The organism is Azospirillum sp. TSO35-2, from assembly GCF_003116095.1.
GTDB lineage: Bacteria > Pseudomonadota > Alphaproteobacteria > Azospirillales > Azospirillaceae > Azospirillum.
In genome coordinates, this window is sequence record NZ_LGRA01000021.1 from 1,870,274 (window position 1) to 1,886,859 (window position 16,586).

Consider the following 16,586-nt stretch of genomic DNA (forward strand, 5'->3'; position numbering starts at 1 on the left):
GTCGGAATCGTCGGGGCGGGGTTCGTCGGCAGCACCGCCGCCTTCACCATCGTGACCACCGGGGCCGCCAGCGAGGTCGTGCTGGTCGACGCGAACGAGGCGCTGGCCCAGGCCCAGGCCCAGGACATCGCCCACGCCGTGCCCTTCACCCACGCCGTCACCGTGCGCGCCGGCGGCTATCCGGCGCTGGAGGGGGCCGGGGTGGTCGTGCTGTCGGCCGGCGTGGCGCAGCGGCCGGGCGAGACCCGGCTGGACCTGCTGGAGCGCAACGCCAAGATCTTCGGCGCCATCATCCCGGAGGTGCTGAAGGCCGCCCCCGACGCGGTGCTGCTGGTCGCCAGCAACCCGGTGGACGTGATGACGCAGATCGCCACCCGGATCAGCGGCTTGCCGCGCTGCCGGGTCATCGGTTCCGGCACGGTTCTGGACACCGCGCGCTTCCGCGCCCTGCTGGCCGACCGGCTGGGGGTGACGCCGCGTTCGGTCCATGCCCATGTCGTCGGCGAGCATGGCGACTCGGAGGTTCTGCTGTGGTCGAGCGCCACGGTGGCCGGCCTGCCGGTGGAACGCGCCGCCGCACAGCTCCACCGCCCGCTGACGGCGGAGGACCGCGCCGCCATCGACGAGGGGGTGCGCCGCGCCGCCTACCGCATCATCAACGGCAAGGGTCACACCGCCTTCGGCATCGGCGGCGGGCTGGCGCGGCTGGTGGCGGCGATCGGCGCCGACGAACGGATGGTGGCGACCTGCGCCATGCTGAACGACGACGTCGCCGGGGTGCCGCAGGTGGTGCTGTCGCTGCCGCGGGTGATCGGATCCTCCGGCGTGCTCGACACCATCCTGCCCGACCTGTCGGCGGAGGAGGAAGCGGCGCTGCGCCACAGCGCCGGCATCCTGAAGGAGGCGGCCGACGGGGTCGAACAGCGGATGGGCTGGACCCGTTGACCGCGCATCACCCGATATGCGCGGTCAGCCCGGCGGCCAGCGCGTCGAACACGGCGCGGCAGCGGGGGGTGGAGCGCAGATCCTCGTGCATGGCGATCCACACCCCCATCGGCAGATCGAACGCGTCGGCCAGGACCCGGACCAGATCGGGCGCCCGCCGCGCCAGCGGGACCTGACAGATGCCGATGCCGAAACCGGCCTCGATGGCGGCGAACTGGGCGAGGTGACTGTCGGTGCGCAGGGCGAAGCGGGGCAAGGCCATCTCCGGCGCCCGTCGGATCAGGGCGCGGATGTCCGGCGTCTCGCGGTCGAAGCCGATCAGGCTGTGGCCGTCGAGGTCGGCGAGCCGCCGCGGCTCGCCGTGACGGTCGAGGTAGCGGCGGTGGGCGTGCAGCCCCAGGGCGATGGCACCGACCCGCCGGACCACCAGGGCCTGCTGGTCCGGCTCCACCATGCGGACGGCGACATCGGCGTCGCGTTGCAGCAGGTTGTCCACCGCGTTGGACAGCACCAGCTCGACCTCCAGCGCCGGGTGCCGCGCCCGCAGTTCGGCCAGGATCGCCGGGAGGATGCGGGCGCCCACCACCTCGCTGGCGGTGACCCGCACCGTGCCGCGCACCTCCGCGCCCCAGCCGGACGCCGTGCGCCACAGGGCGGACGCCGCGGCGTCCAGCGCCTCGGCCTGGGGTTTCAGCGCCAGGGCGGCATCGGTCGGATCCAGCCCGCGCGGCGAGCGGACGAACAGCGACCCACCCACCGCCTCCTCCAGCGCCGCGACATGGCGGGCCAGCGTCGGCTGGGTCAGGCCCAGCGCGCGCGCCGCCGCCGACAGCGACCCTTCGCGGATCACCGCCAGGAAGCTGCGGTAGAGGTCCCAGCTGGGCGGCGCCTGGTTCATCGATTTCAGTATAGCCACTCGACGGAGTTCGACAATTCCGTTCAGCCGGCCGCGCCGCCATCCTCGCTCCATCGACACCGACGGAGGATGACATGGACGCGCACGGGACCAAGGAGAGGCGCACCGCGCTGGTGCTCGGGGCCACGGGCGGCATCGGCGGCGCGATGGCACGGGCGCTGGCGGCGCGCGGCTGGTCGGTGCGCGGCCTGCGCCGCAAGCCGGCGGACGCCGCCGGGCCGCCGGGGATCGCTCCATCGGGCATCGCCTGGAGCGTCGGCGACGCGCTGAACCCCGCCGACGTCGCGGCCGCCGCGGAGGGGGCGTCGCTGATCGTCCACGCCGTCAACCCGCCGGGGTACCGGGACTGGGACCGGCTGGTGCTGCCGATGCTGGACAGCAGCATCGCGGCGGCCCGCGCCAACCGCGCCCGCATCCTGCTGCCGGGCACCGTCTACAATTACGGGCCGGACGTCTTTCCACTGATCGACGAGACCGCGGCGCAGAACCCGGTTTCCCGCAAGGGGGCGATCCGGGTGGCGATGGAACGCCGCCTGCACCGCGCGGTCGATGACGGGGCACGGCTGCTGATCCTGCGCGCCGGCGACTTCTTCGGTCCCCATGCCGGCAACAGCTGGTTCGCGCAGGGGCTGCTGACGCCGGGACGCCCGCTGAACCGCATCAACCGGCCGGGGCGGCCGGGCGTCGGCCACCAGTGGGCCTATCTGCCCGACGTGGCGGAGACGGCGATGCGGCTGCTCGACCGCGAGGCGGAGTTGGGGGACGCCGCGACCTTCCACATGGACGGGCAGTGGGACGCGGACGGCGACCGCATGATCGCGGCCATCGCGCACGCCATGGCGCAGGCCGGCGGCAAGCCCGACCTGCCGGTCCGGCGAATGCCCTGGTGGCTGCTGCGGCTGGCGTCGCCGGTCGTGCCGCTGTTCCGGGAACTGAACGAGATGCGCTATCTGTGGGAACGGCCGGTGCGGCTGGACAACCGCCGTCTCCTGGCCTTCCTGGGCGAGGAGCCGCGCACGCCGCTGGACGTTGCGGTGCGCCGCACCCTGGCCGGGCTGGGCCACCTCCCCAACCAGCCGGCGGACGCGCCGGAGGCGGAGAGGTGGACCTTGAGCCAGACGACCGGAGGTTAGATCACCGGGCCCGGGGTGCCCTTGTTCGCCTCGAGGGCGCGGGCCAGGCCTTCTTCGATCTTCTTGGCGGCGGCTTCGGCGTCGCCCCAGCCGCGGATCTTCACCCACTTGTTCTTCTCGAGATCCTTGTAGTGCTCGAAGAAGTGGGCAATCTGCTCGGTCAGGATCGACGGCAGGTCGGTGTAGTTCTTCACGTCGGTGTAGAACGGGTGCAGCTTGTCCACCGGCACCGCGATCAGCTTCTCGTCCTCGCCGCCTTCATCCTCCATGAAGAGGACGCCGATCGGACGCGAGCGCAGCACCGCACCCGGCACCACGGAATGCTGGCCGACGACGCAGACGTCGACCGGATCGCCGTCACCCGACAGGGTGTGCGGGATGAAGCCGTAGTTGCAGGGATAGAACATCGCCGTGTGCAGGAAACGGTCGACGAACATCGCGCCCGATTCCTTGTCGACTTCATACTTCACCGGCTGGCCGCCGATCGGAATCTCGATGACGACGTTCACGTCCCAGGGCGGGTTCTTGCCCGCCGCAACCTTGCTCAAATCCATGGTGTCACGTCCTTCGACTGGCGTATTCAGGGCACGTTCTTGGTTTTGGCGCCGATGCCCGCTCCGGCGCCTCGCGGGGCGGGAGTTTAGGCGGAACGCCGATCAAGGCCAAGAAACTTGCGTGGGCTCTTGCGCAGGTGCGGCAAAGCGGCAACCCTGACGGGGATGACCCGCCTGTTCGCCCTGATCCTCGCCCTTCTGGCCCTGCTGCCGCCCCATCCGGCCGGTGCCGGCCCGGACACGGCCACCCATGGACCCACCCACGGCATCGCCATGCACGGCGATCTGGCGCTGCCGCCCGGTTTCGCCGCCCTGCCCTACGTCAACCCGGAAGCACCGAAGGGCGGCACCATCCGCCAAGCGGTGACCGGCAGCTTCGACAGCCTGAACCCGCACATCGTCAAGGGCGTGCCGGCGCTGGGACTGGGAAACGTCTTCGAGACGCTGCTGACGCGGTCGTGGGACGAGCCCTTCTCGCTCTACGGCCTGCTGGCCGACCGGTTGGAGGTCGCCGACGACCGCTCCGCCGTCACCTTCCACATCGACGGGCGCGCGCGCTGGCACGACGGGACGCCGGTGACCGCCGACGACGTGCTGTTCTCGCTGGCGGTGCAGCGCGAACACGGCACCCCCAACCGCCGGCTGTTCTACGCCAAGGTGACCAGGGCCGAGGCGCTCGATCCCCGCACGGTGCGCTTCGCCTTCGCCGCAAATCCGGACGGCGGCATCGACCGCGAGATGCCGCTGCTGATGGGGCTGATGCCGATCCATTCCAAGGCGTGGTGGGCGGACAAGACCTTCAACCGCACGACGCTGGAGCCGATCATGGGCAGCGGCCCCTACCGGGTGGCGTCGGTCGATCCCGGCCGCCGCATCGTCTACGAGCGGGTGCCCGACTATTGGGGCCGCGACCTGCCGATCCGGGTCGGCCAGTTCAACGCCGACCGGCTGGAGTTCGACTATTACCGCGACGATGCGGTGGCGCTGGAGGCGTTCAAGGCCGGCCAGGGCGACGTCCGTTTCGAAAGCGACCCGGCAAAATGGGCGACCGGCTACGACGGGCCGGCCCTGCGCGACGGGCGCATCCTGCGCGAGGAGCTGCCGAACAGGCGGCCCGAACCGGCGCGCGGCCTGATCTTCAACACCCGCCGGCCGCTGTTCGCCGATGTGCGGGTGCGCCGCGCGCTGGCGATGGTGACCGATGTCGACTGGATCGGGCGCAACCTGTTCCACGGGCTGCTGACCCGCACCGCCAGCTACTACCCCAACTCCGAACTCGCCGCCCGCGGCCTGCCGCAGGGCGAGGAGTTGCGGGCGCTGGAGCCCTTCCGCAACCGGCTGCCGCCGGCGCTGTTCACCGAGCCCTTCACGCTGCCCGCCACGGCGGCCGCCACGGCGACCGATGGTGGTGGTGGAACGACGACGGCCTTGCGGGCCAACCGCCGCGCCGCGCTGCGGCTGTTGGAGGAGGCCGGCTGGCGGGTGCGCGACGGCCGGCTGACCGACGCGGCCGGAAACCGTTTCGCTTTCGAAATTATCCTCGCCGATCCGTCGGACGAGCGGGTGGCGCTGGAGTTCGCCCGCGCGCTGGAGCCGCTGGGCATCGCCGCGTCGGTGCGGACGGTGGACAGCGCGCAGTTCCAGGCCCGGCTGGAACGTTTCGATTTCGATATGACCATGCGCTGGTGGGCGTCCACCCTGTCGCCGGGCAACGAGCAGCTTTATTATTTCGGTTCCGACGCCGCCGGGCAGGAGGGCAGCCGGAACCTCGCCGGCATCCGCGACCCGGTGGTCGACGCACTCGCCCGCTCCATCGCCGCGGCGACGACGCGGGCGGAACTGGTCGGCCGGGTGCGGGCGCTGGACCGGGTGCTGCTGTGGGGGCATTACATGGTGCCGCTGTTCCACAGCCCGGTCGACCGCATCGCCCATTGGTCGAGGCTGCACCGCCCGGCGGTCACGCCGCTGTACGGGGCGATGGTTGACACGTGGTGGGTGGAGTAGGGGCGCCTTGACCAAGGCCCCCCTGCTCCTGACCCGATCCGTCAGATGGTCGCGTTGAAGTCGTCCAGCAGGGTGGCGATCCGCCCGCTGTCGCTCTGGTCCATGATGACGCGGGCGCGGCGGCTCGCCTCCATCAGGTCCATCGCACGGATGCGCTTCTTCACCGCCGGCACCGCCAGCGGCGCCATCGACAGCTCGCGCACGCCCAGCCCCAGCAGCAGCGCGCTGTAGCGCGGGTCGCCGGCGATCTCGCCACAGACCGACACCGTGATGCGGGCGCGCAACGCCGCTTCGATGGTGAACTGGATCAGGCGGAGCACCGCCGGGTGCAGCGGGTCGTACAGCGTCGCGACCTGTTCGTCGGCGCGGTCGATCGCCAGCGTGTACTGGGTCAGGTCGTTGGTGCCGATGGCGAAGAAATCGGCGGCGTAGGCCAGCGCGTCGGCCGACAGCGCCGCCCCCGGCACCTCCACCATCACCCCCACCGGCGGCAGCGGATCGGCGATGGCCACGCCGCGGCGGCGCAGGCGGCGGGCGACCTGCCCCATCACCTCGCGCACCTTCTGCACCTCGGCGACCGAGCCGATCATCGGCAACAGGATGCGCAGCGGCCCGTGGGCGCCCGCCCGCAGCATGGCGGCGAGCTGGGTTTCCAGCAGCTTCGGTTCCCGCAACCCCAGCCGGATGGCGCGCAGGCCGAGCGCCGGGTTGGCCGGCTCGCCATAGCGCCCGGCCATCCAGCCGGCCAGCTTCTCGCCGCCCAGATCCATGGTGCGGGCGGTGACGGTGCGGCCGCCCATCCCCTCGACCATGGTGCGCAGCTCGGCGTACTGCTCGTCCTCGTCGGGCAGATGGTCGCGGTTCATGAACATGAACTCGGTCCGCAGCAGGCCGATGCCCTGGGCACCGTGCTCCAGCGCGTGTTCCAGGTCGCGGGGCAGTTCCAGATTGGCCATCAGGGTGACGGCGGTGCCATCGCGGGTGATGGCGGGCAGCTTGCGCAAGCTCTTCAACCCCTGGCGCTCGCGTTCGCGGGCGGCACGGCGGGCGCTGTAGTCGGCCAGCACCTCGGCCGGCGGATCGACCAGAACGCGGCCCTGGAGCCCGTCGACGATCACCGTGACGCCGTTGCGCACGCCGCTCAGCAGGCCGGGCGCGCCCAGCACCGCCGGCAGGCCGAGCGAGCGGGCGAGGATCGCCGTGTGCCCCTCCGCCCCGCCGAGCACGGTGGCGAAGCCGCCGATCGTGTTGGGGTCGAGCAGGGCGGTGTCGGCGGGGGTCAGCTCCTCCGCCAGGATGATGGTGCCGGGCGGCAGGGTGCTGAAGGCCCGGTATTCCTGCTTCAGCAGGTTGCGGGTCAGCCGGCGGCCGACCTCGCGGATGTCGTCGATGCGCCCGGCCAGATAGGCGTCGTCCATGCCGGCGAAGGTGGCGGCGATGGCGGCGATCTCCGCCTGGATGGCGGCCTCGGCGTTGATGCGGTCCTGCTTGATCCGCTGCTCCACCCCGCGGGTCAGGCGCGAGTTGGTGACCATCGACAGGTGGGCGTCCAGCAGGAAGCCGATCTCCTCCGACGCCGAGTCGGGCAGGACCAGCGCCTTGCTCTTCAGCTTCTTGATCTGGCGCCGCGCCTTGGTGGCCGCCTCGTTGAAGCGCGCGACCTCGGCCTCGACCGCGTCGGCGGCGATCGGGTATTCGGGGATGTTGACCGACCCGCTTTCCACCACATGGGCGGGGCCGATGGCGATGCCGGGCGACACGCCCAGGCCGCGGAAGGCGCGCGTGGAGCCGCCCAGGCTTTCGCCCGGGGTCGCGCCGGATCCGCCGCCACGGTCGGGGCTGGCGACGGGACCACCCGCGGAACCGGTCATCGGGCCGGTGGGGGGCGTATCACTCTTCATCGAACTTACGATTGATCAGGTCCAGCAACGCCGCCATCGCCTCGTCGGCCTGGGCGCCCAGCGCCCGCAGTTCCACCGTGGTGCCGGGGCCGGCGGCCAGCATCATCAGCCCCATGATCGATTCGCCGGACACGACGGACTCGCCGCGGCGCACCGAGATCTCGGCGTCGAAGGTGGCGACCAGCTTGACGAACTTGGCCGAGGCGCGGGCGTGCAGGCCACGTTGGTTGGTGATGGTGGCGGTGCGGCGGATTTCGCCGTCGGCGCCGGTGGCGGCCGTATCGTCGGGGTTGCTCATCGCGAAAGGCTCAATCCGACAGCAGGGTGGAGGCGACGTTGATGTATTTCTGGCCGGCGTCGCGGGCGGCGATCACCGACTTGTCCAGCGGCTCGGTCTTGCGCACGCTGGCCAGCTTGATCAGCATCGGCAGGTTGACGCCGGCGATCACCTCCACCTTCGCCTTGTCCATGATGGAGATGGCAAGGTTGGACGGCGTGCCGCCGAACATGTCGGTCAGCACCACCACGCCCGCCCCGTCGTCGACCTCCGCCACGGAGTTCAGGATGTCCTGGCGGCGCTGCTCCATGTCGTCGTCCGGACCGATGCACACCGCGCGCACCTGCTGCTGTTCACCCACCACATGGAACAGCGCGGCGATGAACTCCTCGGCCAGCCGTCCGTGGGTGACAAGAACCATACCGATCATCGGACATCCTTCAAGGTTGGCAAGGTTGGCAAGGTCGGCAAGGTCGGGCCCTCCCCGGACACCTGCGCCAAGGCTTGCACCGCGCCGCCGGCCATGCCTGTGCCCACATCGCATCTGGATCGTTGGTTGGACGTATGATCGTCAAGGCGCAATTTGCATCATCCCACGTTGCCGACTGCGGTGCCGCCCAAGCTTCCCCCCGCATGACCGCTCCCGCCGCCGCGCAGACCCTGGCGGTCCAGTTCGCGGTGGCTGAGGTTGACCCGCAGGCCCTGCTCCGTCAGCCAGGCGGCCAGCCGTTCGGCGACCAGCACCGACCGGTGCTTGCCGCCGGTGCAGCCGATGGCGATGGTCAGGTAGCTCTTGCCTTCCTGGTTGTAGCGCGGCAGCAGCGGGCGCAGCAGGTCGGTCAGGTTGCGGAAGAAGGCCGGGTAATCGGGGTCGCTCTCCACCCGCGCGGCGACGGCCGGGTCGCGGCCCGTCAACGGCCGCAGCGCCGGGTCGTAATGGGGGTTGGTCAGGAACCGCACGTCGAAGACCAGGTCGGCCTCGCGCGGGAGTCCCAGGCGGAAGGAGAAGGAGGTCACGAACACCTGCAAGGCCGCTTGCGCATCGCGCCGGAAATGTCCCGACAGGATGCGCCGCAAATCGTGAATGGACAGTTGCGTCGTGTCGATGGTGACGTCGGCCTGTTCCTTCAGCGGGAACAGCAGCGCGCGCTCGCGCTGGATGCCGTCGGGGACGGTGCGGTCCTCCGCCAGCGGGTGGCGGCGGCGCGTCTCGGTGAAACGGCGCTGCAGCACCTCGTCGCCGCAGTCCAGGAAGACCAGACGGACGTCGAGGTCGCCGCGGCGGCGCAGGTCCTCCAGCTCGTCCAGGAAGCTCTGCGCGGAAAAGTCGCGGGTGCGGCTGTCGATCACCAGGGCCAGCGGCCGGCGTTTCGGATCGGCCTGCCGCAGCAGCGCCGGGACCAGCGACAGGCGCAGGTTGTCCACCGCCTCGTAGCCCAGATCCTCCAGCGCCTTCAGCGCCACCGACATGCCGGCGCCCGACAGGCCGGTGACCAGCACGATGCGCCCGAGGGCCCCGCCGGTCGTCGCCCCCGCCCCATCCGGGGCGGCCGTTTCGGAGTCGGACGGCACGTCAGGGGTCATGGCATGGCCGACAGGCTGGGCATCGCCGACAAGCTGGCCGGAACCCGCTCCAGCCGGCCGTCGCGCAAGGACACGGCGGCAAGGCGGATCTTGGCCGGGGTGGAGGCGTCGAAGGCGCAAAGGCCCAGCCGGGGCAGGACGATTCCCAGCAGCGTGTCGGCTTCCGCCTGCGGCAGGCGTTCGACCGCCTCGCGCGGCGTCAGGTCGACGACCAGCCCGACCGGGGCCGACCCGGCGGCGGGAACCGGCAGGATGCCGACCCCCCGCACCTCCAGCAGCCCGGCCAGCGCGGACGGGGCCGAGGCGATCAGGCGGCCGGCATCGGCGCGCAGAATCACCCGGTCGTCCGCGACCAGTCGGGCGCCACCGTCGATCAGTCGCAAGGCCAAGTCGGATTTTCCGCGCCCCGAATCCCCTCGCAGCAGCACGCCGATGTCGGAGAGCAAGACGCAGGTGCCGTGAATCGTCACCATAGTCTGGCGAAGGTGAGACGTGCCGCAGGTTCTGTCAATGGAAACGGAACGGTGGCGCGGCGGGTCAGGAGGAGAAGCCTGAACAGGATCCCCCATCCGTTTCGCGCCGTTCTTTCGGTGCGGCGACACTCCAGCCGCCGCTCACCCGCCGACGGCGCCACGGGGGGTGCGGCGGATGGCCTCCAGCTCCTCGGCCAGGGCGTCGCGACGGCGGATCATCTCGTCGAGATCCTCCAGCTCCGCCGCTTCCTGGCAGGCGTCGCGGAAGTCCTTCTCGCGCTTCAGCCGGACCAGCAGGACCTTGTAGTTGTCGGCGATGCTGGCGAGGTGGCGCTGGGCGCCCTGCAGCGCCTCCGCCAGTTGGCTCCGCTCCTGCGCGGAATCACGCATCATGCGGGCCAGTTCGCCCTGCTGCCGGCCGGCGTCGCGGATCAGGCGGGCCAAGCGGTAGCGGCGCAGATCGACGATCTGGGCGGTGCCCGACGGCGGTGACGACTCGTTCACGGCGAATTCGGGCATGGCAACCTCCAGTCGTTGTCAAGGGCCACGCAACACCCACTGCCCACCGCGGAAACCGCGATGAGGACAACCAGCCCGGAGCGGTCCGGGCGCCGCGTCAGCCGGTGGGCGAGCAATGACCGTCAATATGATTGACGTATCGCCAGCCCTTGTCCACCGCATATTTAGAATGTAATACGAATTTCGGCCAGAAGCCTCACAGCAACGGCAGCGTCACGACGAAATCGGCGCCCTCGATCGTCCCATTGGATAAGAGACGATTTTTCGTCGAGATTGAACCATTGTGCGCACCAACTATTTGCTTTGCTATCGACAGCCCAAGCCCGGAATGGGTGCCGAACTTCTCGCCCGCCGGGCGTTCGGTGTAGAAGCGGTCGAAGATGGCGTCTTCCTTGCCCTCCGGAATGCCCGGCCCCTGGTCGGAGACGACGACCGTCACCGTGCGGCCGTGGCGCCGCGCCGTCAGACGCACGGTCCCACCCGGCGGCGAGAAGGACAGGGCGTTGTCGATCAGGTTCTGGAACACCTGGGTCAGCCGTCCTTCCAGCCCCGGCACCACCAGCCGCTCGCCCGCCGGCACATCGACGAGGACCCGGGGCACGGTGGAGGCCCCCATCCCCTCCGCCTCGCCCTCCGCCCCGTCGTCGTCCACCGGACGGCGCAGGTCGGCCAGCATGGCCAGCAGGCCGCCGATGTCCACCGGCTCCGGCTCGGCGCGCGACAGCTCGGCGTCGAGGCGCGAGGCGTTGGAGATGTCGCTGATCAGCCGGTCCAGCCGCTGCACGTCGTCGGCGATGATCGCCATCAGCCGGTCGCGCTGGCGCGGATCGCTGACGCGGCCGGCGGTCTCCACCGCGCTGCGCAGCGAGGTCAGCGGGTTCTTGATCTCGTGGGCGACGTCGGCGGCGAAGCGTTCGATGGCGTCCATCCGCGTCCACAGCGCGTCGGTCATCTCGCGCAGCACGCCCGACAGCTCGCCGATCTCGTCGCCGCGGCGGGTCAGGTCGGGGATCTCGGTGTGGCGGCCGTGCGCGGTGCGCAGCCGGTCGGCGGCCTGGGCCAGCCGGCGGATCGGCCGGGCGATGGTGCCGGCCAGATAGAAGGACAGCGCCACCGTCACCAGCAGCGCCACCCCGAACACCCGCAGGATGTCGAAGCGGACGGAGCGGATGGCGCGGTCGATCTCGCCGCCGCCACGGGCCAGCAGCACCGCCCCCAGCACCTCGCGGTAGCGCTGCACCGGCACCGCGACCGTCAGCAGGAGTTCCGGGTCGCCGCCCTCGCCGTCGACGCGCCAGACGGTGGCCGCGGTCTCGCCGTTCAGGGCACGGTCGACGTCGGGATTGGGCTGACCCGGCCCTTCCCGATAGGCCGGCAACCCCTCGCGGCTGGGCACCACGTCGATCAGCCGGCTGTAGAGGTCGTTGATCGCGCGGCTGACCGGGTCGCCCGCCGCCGGCGGCGGCAGCTCGCGGATTTCGATGCGCCCCTGCGAACCGATCAGCACCCGGCTGTCCGACAGCATGTGCGCGTCGATGTCGTACAGGCGGGTGCGGGTTGCCGTCGCCTCCGCCAGGCGGCGGACCATCGGCCGGGCCAGTTCGGGCGCCAGCTCGAACCGCTCGCCGCTCTCGTCGCCGGTCGGCGACGGCGCGGTCAGGATGCGGTTCACCGCCCCTTCGCCCAGCGCCGAGGCGAAGATGCGCGCCTCGGTCGCCAGCGCCTCGGTCTCGGCCTGGATCAGGCGGTCCTGGTAGCGGCCGAGATAGAGCAGCCCGGCCGCCAGCACCAGCAGCGCCAGGACGTTGACCGCCAGGATGCGCAGCGTCAGCGGCGACACGCCGCGCCGCCGGACCTTGCCGCCGATCCCCGGACCGACCTCCCCGGCCACGTTATTCCTTGTATCGGTAGCCGACGCCATAGAGCGTTTCGATCTGGGCGAAGTCGCCGTCGATCGCCTTGAATTTCTTGCGCAGCCGCTTGATGTGGCTGTCGATGGTCCGGTCGTCGACATAGACATGCTCGCCATAGGCCGCGTCCATCAGCTGGTCGCGGTTCTTCACGTGGCCCGGCCGCTGGGCCAGGGCCCGGACCAGCAGGAACTCGGTCACCGTCAGGTCGATCGGCTGGCCTTTCCAGGTGCAGGCGTGGCGGGCGCCGTCCAGCACCAGGGGGCCGCGGGTGATGATCTGCCCGGGCTCCGCGTCCGTGGTGTCGCCGCGCAGCGACTCGCGCCGCAGCAGGGCGCGGATGCGTTCGATCAGCAGGCGCTGCGAGAAGGGCTTCTTGATGTAGTCGTCCGCGCCCATGCGCAGGCCCATCAGCTCGTCCAGCTCGTCGTCCTTGCTGGTCAGGAAGATGACGGGCATCTGGCTGGTCTGGCGCAGCCGCTGGAGCAGCTCCATCCCGTCCATCCGCGGCATCTTGATGTCGAGCACGGCGAGGTCGGGCGGGCGCTGGGTCAGGCCGCGCAGGGCCTCGGCGCCGTCGGTGTAGGTGCGCACCTCGAACCCCTCCGCCTCCAAGGCGATGGAGATCGAGGCCAGGATGTTGCGGTCGTCATCCACCAGGGCGACGGTGTGGGCCATGGTCGTTGCAGGATCCCGGTCAGGCGGTTGGAAACAGGGCGGTGTTGGGACGCTCCGGACGGGCGCCCGAAATGTTAGCGGAAACATGAGGCATAGGACGGGCGGTCATTCCAATACTTTATGCCAGAGTCCAGGTACCAGCGGCAGTTTTCGCTTTTCCCGCGCCATTTGTCTGGTCCAATATGGCGTCAATGCGGCGCCGAACAACGGTGCCGCGCGGGAGAACGCACTCGTTTTGGAATGAGTTTTTCGAACGCCCCTTGCGCGTCCTCTCCAGCCGGAACGACTCCGGGCGGGAGCGAGGGCAAGTCGTCGTTGCCGAACGGCGCGGCGAGCCCGACCCTGGCCCGGTCGTCCCCGGCCCCCGCGGCCCCGGCCGAACGCGCCCGGCGCCTGATGCGCGCCTGCGACCGCGCAACGCTCGCCACCGCGCAGCGACCGGACGAAGCCGCGCCCGCCACCGCCGGATGGCCCTACCCGTCCCTGGTCCTCGTCGCCTTCGACCATGACGGCAGCCCGCTGCTGCTGCTGTCGACGCTGGCCGACCACACCCGCAACCTGCTGGCCGACGACCGGGTCGGGCTGCTGTTCGACGGCACCGCCGGGCTGGCGCAGCCGCTGACCGGGGCGCGGCTGTCGGTGCTGGGCCGGGCGGTCCGGTCCGACGACCCCGGCCACCGCGCCCGCTACCTGCGGCGCCATCCCGACGCCGCGCTCTACGCCGGCTTCGGCGACTTCGCGATTTACCGCGTGGCGGTGGAGCGGGCGCATCTGGTCGCCGGCTTCGGCCGCATCCACTGGCTGTCCGCCGCCGAGCTGGACCTCCCCCACCCCGCGCCGGCGCTGGCCGCGGGCGAGGCGGAGCTGCTCGACCGCCTGAACGCGGACGGCCTCGGCCCGGCGCTGGGGCCGTCCGGCGCCGGCGATGCCGAACAGGTTCCCGATCCGGCCCCCAATCAGGACAGCTGGAGCCTGACCGGGGTGGACCCGGAGGGATGCGACCTTCGGCGCGGGGGGTACGTCGCCCGCGTCGATTTTGAGCAGAGAATCCATGACCCTGAATCGGCTAGACTGGCGCTCGACGCGCTGGTCCGGATCCGCCGAGGGTCCGGAGCCGCCGGCGGACGGGAGGTCTGACCACCCCGCACCGCCCAACAACAAGAATCCGGCCGCATCGAACGGCCCACGACAAGAACGAGCGACGAGCCGCCAGCCGGACATCGTCCGCCGTCATCGCGAACGACCAACCGAGAGGTCGTGACGACACCGACGGACGCCGCACCAAAAACAAGAACGCGGCGTTCGACCAGCGCAACCAGGAGAACAGTTCAGTGGACCATAACGGATCGACCCGTTTCCCGTCCGGGCTTCGCGCCCCCAGACATCGCGCTCTCGGCCCCCCTTTCGGACCGCTTTTTGGACCGTCTTGTCGCAGCGCCGGCCCGGCGCTGCGGACCGCGGGTGGCTTCGGCCGCGCGCGCCTTTGCGGGACGGCGCCCCGCTGACGCGGCGGACGCCTGCCTTCCGACACGACAACGGACGAAAGAACGGCCGGCCCGGCCGCGGGATCCCCAGGGGGAACGCCCGCTTTCACGGGACCGGCCCAGCATTCGAGAGGACGCTATGACTGGTAACACGCGGACGCGGAACAAGAAGCTCCTGGCCTGGGTCGAGGAGATCGCGCTGAAATGCAAGCCGGAGCGGGTTCACTGGTGCGACGGTTCGCAGGAGGAATACGACCGTCTCTGTGAGGAGATGGTGGCATCGGGCACCTTCATCCGCCTGAACGAGGCCAAGCGCCAGAACTCCTTCCTCTGCCGCTCCGATCCGGGCGACGTCGCGCGGGTCGAGGACAGCACCTACATCTGCTCCAAGACGCGCGAGGAAGCCGGTCCGACCAACAACTGGATGGACCCGGAGGAGATGAAGGCCAAGCTGGACGGCATGTTCGAAGGCTGCATGCGCGGCCGCACCATGTATGTGGTGCCGTTCAGCATGGGTCCGCTCGGCTCCGACATCGCCCACATCGGCGTGCAGATCTCCGACAGCCCCTACGTCGCCGTCAACATGCGCCTGATGACCCGCATGGGCCAGAAGGTGCTGGACATCCTGGGCGACGGCGACTTCGTGCCGGCGCTGCACTCGGTCGGCGCCCCGCTGGAGCCGGGCGAGGCCGACGTGGCCTGGCCCTGCAACGCCGAGAACAAGTACATCGTCCATTTCCCGGACGAGCACCGCATCGTCTCCTACGGCTCCGGCTACGGCGGCAACGCGCTGCTGGGCAAGAAGTGCTTCGCGCTGCGCATCGCCTCGGCGATGGGCCGCGAGCAGGGCTGGCTGGCCGAGCACATGCTGATCCTGGGCGTGGAAAGCCCGACCGGCGAGAAGACCTATGTCGGCGCCGCCTTCCCGTCGGCCTGCGGCAAGACCAACTTCGCCATGCTGGTCCCGCCGAAGGAGTTCGAGGGCTGGAAGGTCCGCACCATCGGTGACGACATCGCCTGGATCAAGCCGCAGCCGGACGGCACGCTGCGCGCCATCAACCCGGAGGCCGGCTTCTTCGGCGTCGCCCCCGGCACCAGCGTGAAGTCGAACCCGAACGCGCTGAAGACGCTGGACCACAACGTCATCTTCACCAACGTCGCGCTGACCGACGACGGCGACGTGTGGTGGGAAGGCCTGACCGACACCGCGCCGGAACACCTGATCGACTGGCAGGGCAAGGACTGGACCCCGGGTTGCGGCCGCGTCGCCGCCCACCCGAACAGCCGCTTCACCGCCCCGGCGGCGCAGTGCCCGTCGATCGACCCGGCGTGGGAGGATCCGGCCGGCGTTCCGATCAGCGCCTTCATCTTCGGCGGCCGCCTGTCGAAGACCTTCCCGCTGGTGTTCGAGGCCTACAACTGGCGCGAAGGCGTCTACTGGGCCGCGACCATGGGCTCGGAGGCCACCGCCGCCGCCGTCGGCCAGGCCGCCATTCGCCGCGACCCGTTCGCCATGCTGCCCTTCTGCGGCTACAACATGGCCGACTACTGGAACCACTGGCTGTCGATGGAAGGCAAGATCGAAACCTTGCCGCGCATCTACCGCGTCAACTGGTTCCGCAAGGATGAGAACGGCAAGTTCGTCTGGCCGGGCTTCGGCGACAACATGCGCGTCCTGAAGTGGATCGTCGACCGCGTCCGCGGCCGCGCCACCGAGGTCGCCGAGTCGCCGTTCGGCTACTCGCCGCGCTACCAGGATCTGAACTGGTCGGGCCTGAGCTTCCCGGAAGACAAGTTCGCCAAGATCATGGACATCGACCGCAAGGAGGCCGAGGCCGAGGCGCGCGACCAGGAAGAGCTGTTCAACCGCTTCGGCGACCGTCTGCCCGAGGAGATCGAGCAGCAGCGCGTCGCCCTGCTGAAGCGGCTGGAAACCAGCCCGGAGGTCTGGCGCATCGGCTGACCGCCGTCCGCGCATGCACCGGTAAGGATGGGGGCTGCCGCAAGGCGGCCCCTTTTCCGTTCGGGGTCCACGACCATGAACTCCCCGTCATCTTCGCAGCGGCGGCGAGCGGACCGCCGCCCCCGCCCCGGCGTCGCGACTCAACCTTTGCAACGCACCGCAGCATCCCGGACCTTTCAGCGATTTAACCGGCTTGTCAAAATGATCAGGCATAAAGTCGCCCACGCCGGTCCGCATGCATGCCA

Annotated in this window: 15 protein-coding genes; 5 read left to right on the forward strand and 10 right to left on the reverse strand. The window is 70.4% G+C overall.

All coding sequences use genetic code 11. From position 1 onward, the window contains the following. Positions 1-945: L-lactate dehydrogenase (locus TSO352_RS24575; protein WP_199231712.1), on the forward strand; the 945-nt coding region annotated here is incomplete at its 5' end. Between the two features lie 7 nt (positions 946-952). On the opposite strand, the gene TSO352_RS24580 is transcribed toward TSO352_RS24575, so the two are convergent. Beyond that, positions 953-1,861 carry a LysR family transcriptional regulator gene (locus TSO352_RS24580; RefSeq protein WP_247872386.1) on the reverse strand — a complete coding sequence of 303 codons (909 nt, stop codon included), beginning with the start codon at positions 1,859-1,861 and terminating at the stop codon, positions 953-955. A 74-nt stretch (positions 1,862-1,935) separates the two neighbouring features. Between TSO352_RS24580 and TSO352_RS24585 the strand changes: the two genes are divergently transcribed. Then, on the forward strand, positions 1,936-2,994 hold the full coding sequence (locus tag TSO352_RS24585) for an NAD(P)H-binding protein (protein WP_109109774.1): 1,059 nt from the start codon (positions 1,936-1,938) through the stop codon (positions 2,992-2,994). Here TSO352_RS24585 and ppa read toward each other — a convergent pair. Beyond that, positions 2,991-3,548: an inorganic diphosphatase gene (gene ppa, locus TSO352_RS24590; protein ID WP_109109775.1), complete on the reverse strand. Its 558-nt coding sequence runs from the start codon at positions 3,546-3,548 to the stop codon at positions 2,991-2,993. The genes TSO352_RS24585 and ppa overlap by 4 nt on opposite strands. Positions 3,549-3,713: 165 nt before the next feature. On the opposite strand from ppa, the gene TSO352_RS24595 reads away from it, so the two are divergent. Beyond that, the gene (locus TSO352_RS24595) at positions 3,714-5,552 is read left to right on the forward strand and encodes an extracellular solute-binding protein (protein WP_109109776.1); all 1,839 of its coding nucleotides are present in this window, start codon (positions 3,714-3,716) and stop codon (positions 5,550-5,552) included. Positions 5,553-5,593: 41 nt separating this feature from the next. Here TSO352_RS24595 and ptsP read toward each other — a convergent pair whose 3' ends face one another. The 8 genes from ptsP to TSO352_RS24635 form a co-directional block, all read right to left on the reverse strand. Beyond that, positions 5,594-7,423 carry a phosphoenolpyruvate--protein phosphotransferase gene (gene ptsP / locus TSO352_RS24600; protein ID WP_247872391.1) on the reverse strand — a complete coding sequence of 610 codons (1,830 nt, stop codon included), beginning with the start codon at positions 7,421-7,423 and terminating at the stop codon, positions 5,594-5,596. 19 nt (positions 7,424-7,442) lie between these two features. After that, positions 7,443-7,751, reverse strand: coding sequence for an HPr family phosphocarrier protein (locus TSO352_RS24605; protein WP_109109778.1), 309 nt, complete (start codon positions 7,749-7,751; stop codon positions 7,443-7,445). A gap of 10 nt (positions 7,752-7,761) precedes the next feature. Then, on the reverse strand, positions 7,762-8,160 hold the full coding sequence (locus TSO352_RS24610; protein WP_109109779.1) for a PTS sugar transporter subunit IIA: 399 nt from the start codon (positions 8,158-8,160) through the stop codon (positions 7,762-7,764). 158 nt (positions 8,161-8,318) lie between these two features. Then, positions 8,319-9,314, reverse strand: a complete 996-nt coding sequence (gene rapZ / locus TSO352_RS24615) for an RNase adapter RapZ (protein ID WP_109109780.1) — start codon at positions 9,312-9,314, stop codon at positions 8,319-8,321. Continuing rightward, positions 9,311-9,787, reverse strand: coding sequence for an HPr kinase/phosphatase C-terminal domain-containing protein (locus TSO352_RS24620; protein ID WP_109109781.1), 477 nt, complete (start codon positions 9,785-9,787; stop codon positions 9,311-9,313). The genes rapZ and TSO352_RS24620 overlap by 4 nt, the downstream gene beginning before the upstream one ends. Before the next feature lie 141 nt (positions 9,788-9,928). Further along, the gene (locus tag TSO352_RS24625; protein ID WP_247872393.1) at positions 9,929-10,306 is read right to left on the reverse strand and encodes a hypothetical protein; all 378 of its coding nucleotides are present in this window, start codon (positions 10,304-10,306) and stop codon (positions 9,929-9,931) included. A gap of 196 nt (positions 10,307-10,502) precedes the next feature. Beyond that, positions 10,503-12,197, reverse strand: coding sequence for a stimulus-sensing domain-containing protein (locus TSO352_RS24630; RefSeq protein WP_247872395.1), 1,695 nt, complete (start codon positions 12,195-12,197; stop codon positions 10,503-10,505). A gap of 1 nt (position 12,198) precedes the next feature. Continuing rightward, positions 12,199-12,894 (reverse strand): response regulator transcription factor, encoded by a 696-nt coding sequence (locus TSO352_RS24635; protein ID WP_109109783.1) that lies wholly within the window; start codon positions 12,892-12,894, stop codon positions 12,199-12,201. Between the two features lie 315 nt (positions 12,895-13,209). On the opposite strand from TSO352_RS24635, the gene TSO352_RS24640 reads away from it, so the two are divergent. Together TSO352_RS24640 and TSO352_RS24645 are read left to right on the forward strand one after the other, a co-directional pair. Further along, positions 13,210-14,031, forward strand: a complete 822-nt coding sequence (locus TSO352_RS24640) for a pyridoxamine 5'-phosphate oxidase family protein (protein WP_247872396.1) — start codon at positions 13,210-13,212, stop codon at positions 14,029-14,031. 486 nt (positions 14,032-14,517) lie between these two features. After that, a complete protein-coding gene (locus TSO352_RS24645) occupies positions 14,518-16,341 on the forward strand; it encodes a phosphoenolpyruvate carboxykinase (GTP) (RefSeq protein ID WP_109109785.1) in 1,824 nt (607 codons plus the stop codon). The last annotated feature ends 245 nt before the right edge of the window (positions 16,342-16,586 follow it).

Excerpts from the sequence above, each read along its gene's own strand:
- TSO352_RS24585 (WP_109109774.1), top strand. The coding sequence starts at position 1,936 with ATGGACGCGCACGGGACCAAGGAGAGGCGCACCGCGCTGGTGCTCGGG.
- ppa (WP_109109775.1), bottom strand. The coding sequence starts at position 3,548 with ATGGATTTGAGCAAGGTTGCGGCGGGCAAGAACCCGCCCTGGGACGTG.
- TSO352_RS24595 (WP_109109776.1), top strand. The coding sequence starts at position 3,714 with ATGACCCGCCTGTTCGCCCTGATCCTCGCCCTTCTGGCCCTGCTGCCG.
- ptsP (WP_247872391.1), bottom strand. The coding sequence starts at position 7,423 with ATGACCGGTTCCGCGGGTGGTCCCGTCGCCAGCCCCGACCGTGGCGGC.
- TSO352_RS24605 (WP_109109778.1), bottom strand. The coding sequence starts at position 7,751 with ATGAGCAACCCCGACGATACGGCCGCCACCGGCGCCGACGGCGAAATC.
- TSO352_RS24610 (WP_109109779.1), bottom strand. The coding sequence starts at position 8,160 with ATGATCGGTATGGTTCTTGTCACCCACGGACGGCTGGCCGAGGAGTTC.
- rapZ (WP_109109780.1), bottom strand. The coding sequence starts at position 9,314 with ATGACCCCTGACGTGCCGTCCGACTCCGAAACGGCCGCCCCGGATGGG.
- TSO352_RS24620 (WP_109109781.1), bottom strand. The coding sequence starts at position 9,787 with ATGGTGACGATTCACGGCACCTGCGTCTTGCTCTCCGACATCGGCGTG.
- TSO352_RS24625 (WP_247872393.1), bottom strand. The coding sequence starts at position 10,306 with ATGCCCGAATTCGCCGTGAACGAGTCGTCACCGCCGTCGGGCACCGCC.
- TSO352_RS24635 (WP_109109783.1), bottom strand. The coding sequence starts at position 12,894 with ATGGCCCACACCGTCGCCCTGGTGGATGACGACCGCAACATCCTGGCC.
- TSO352_RS24645 (WP_109109785.1), top strand. The coding sequence starts at position 14,518 with ATGACTGGTAACACGCGGACGCGGAACAAGAAGCTCCTGGCCTGGGTC.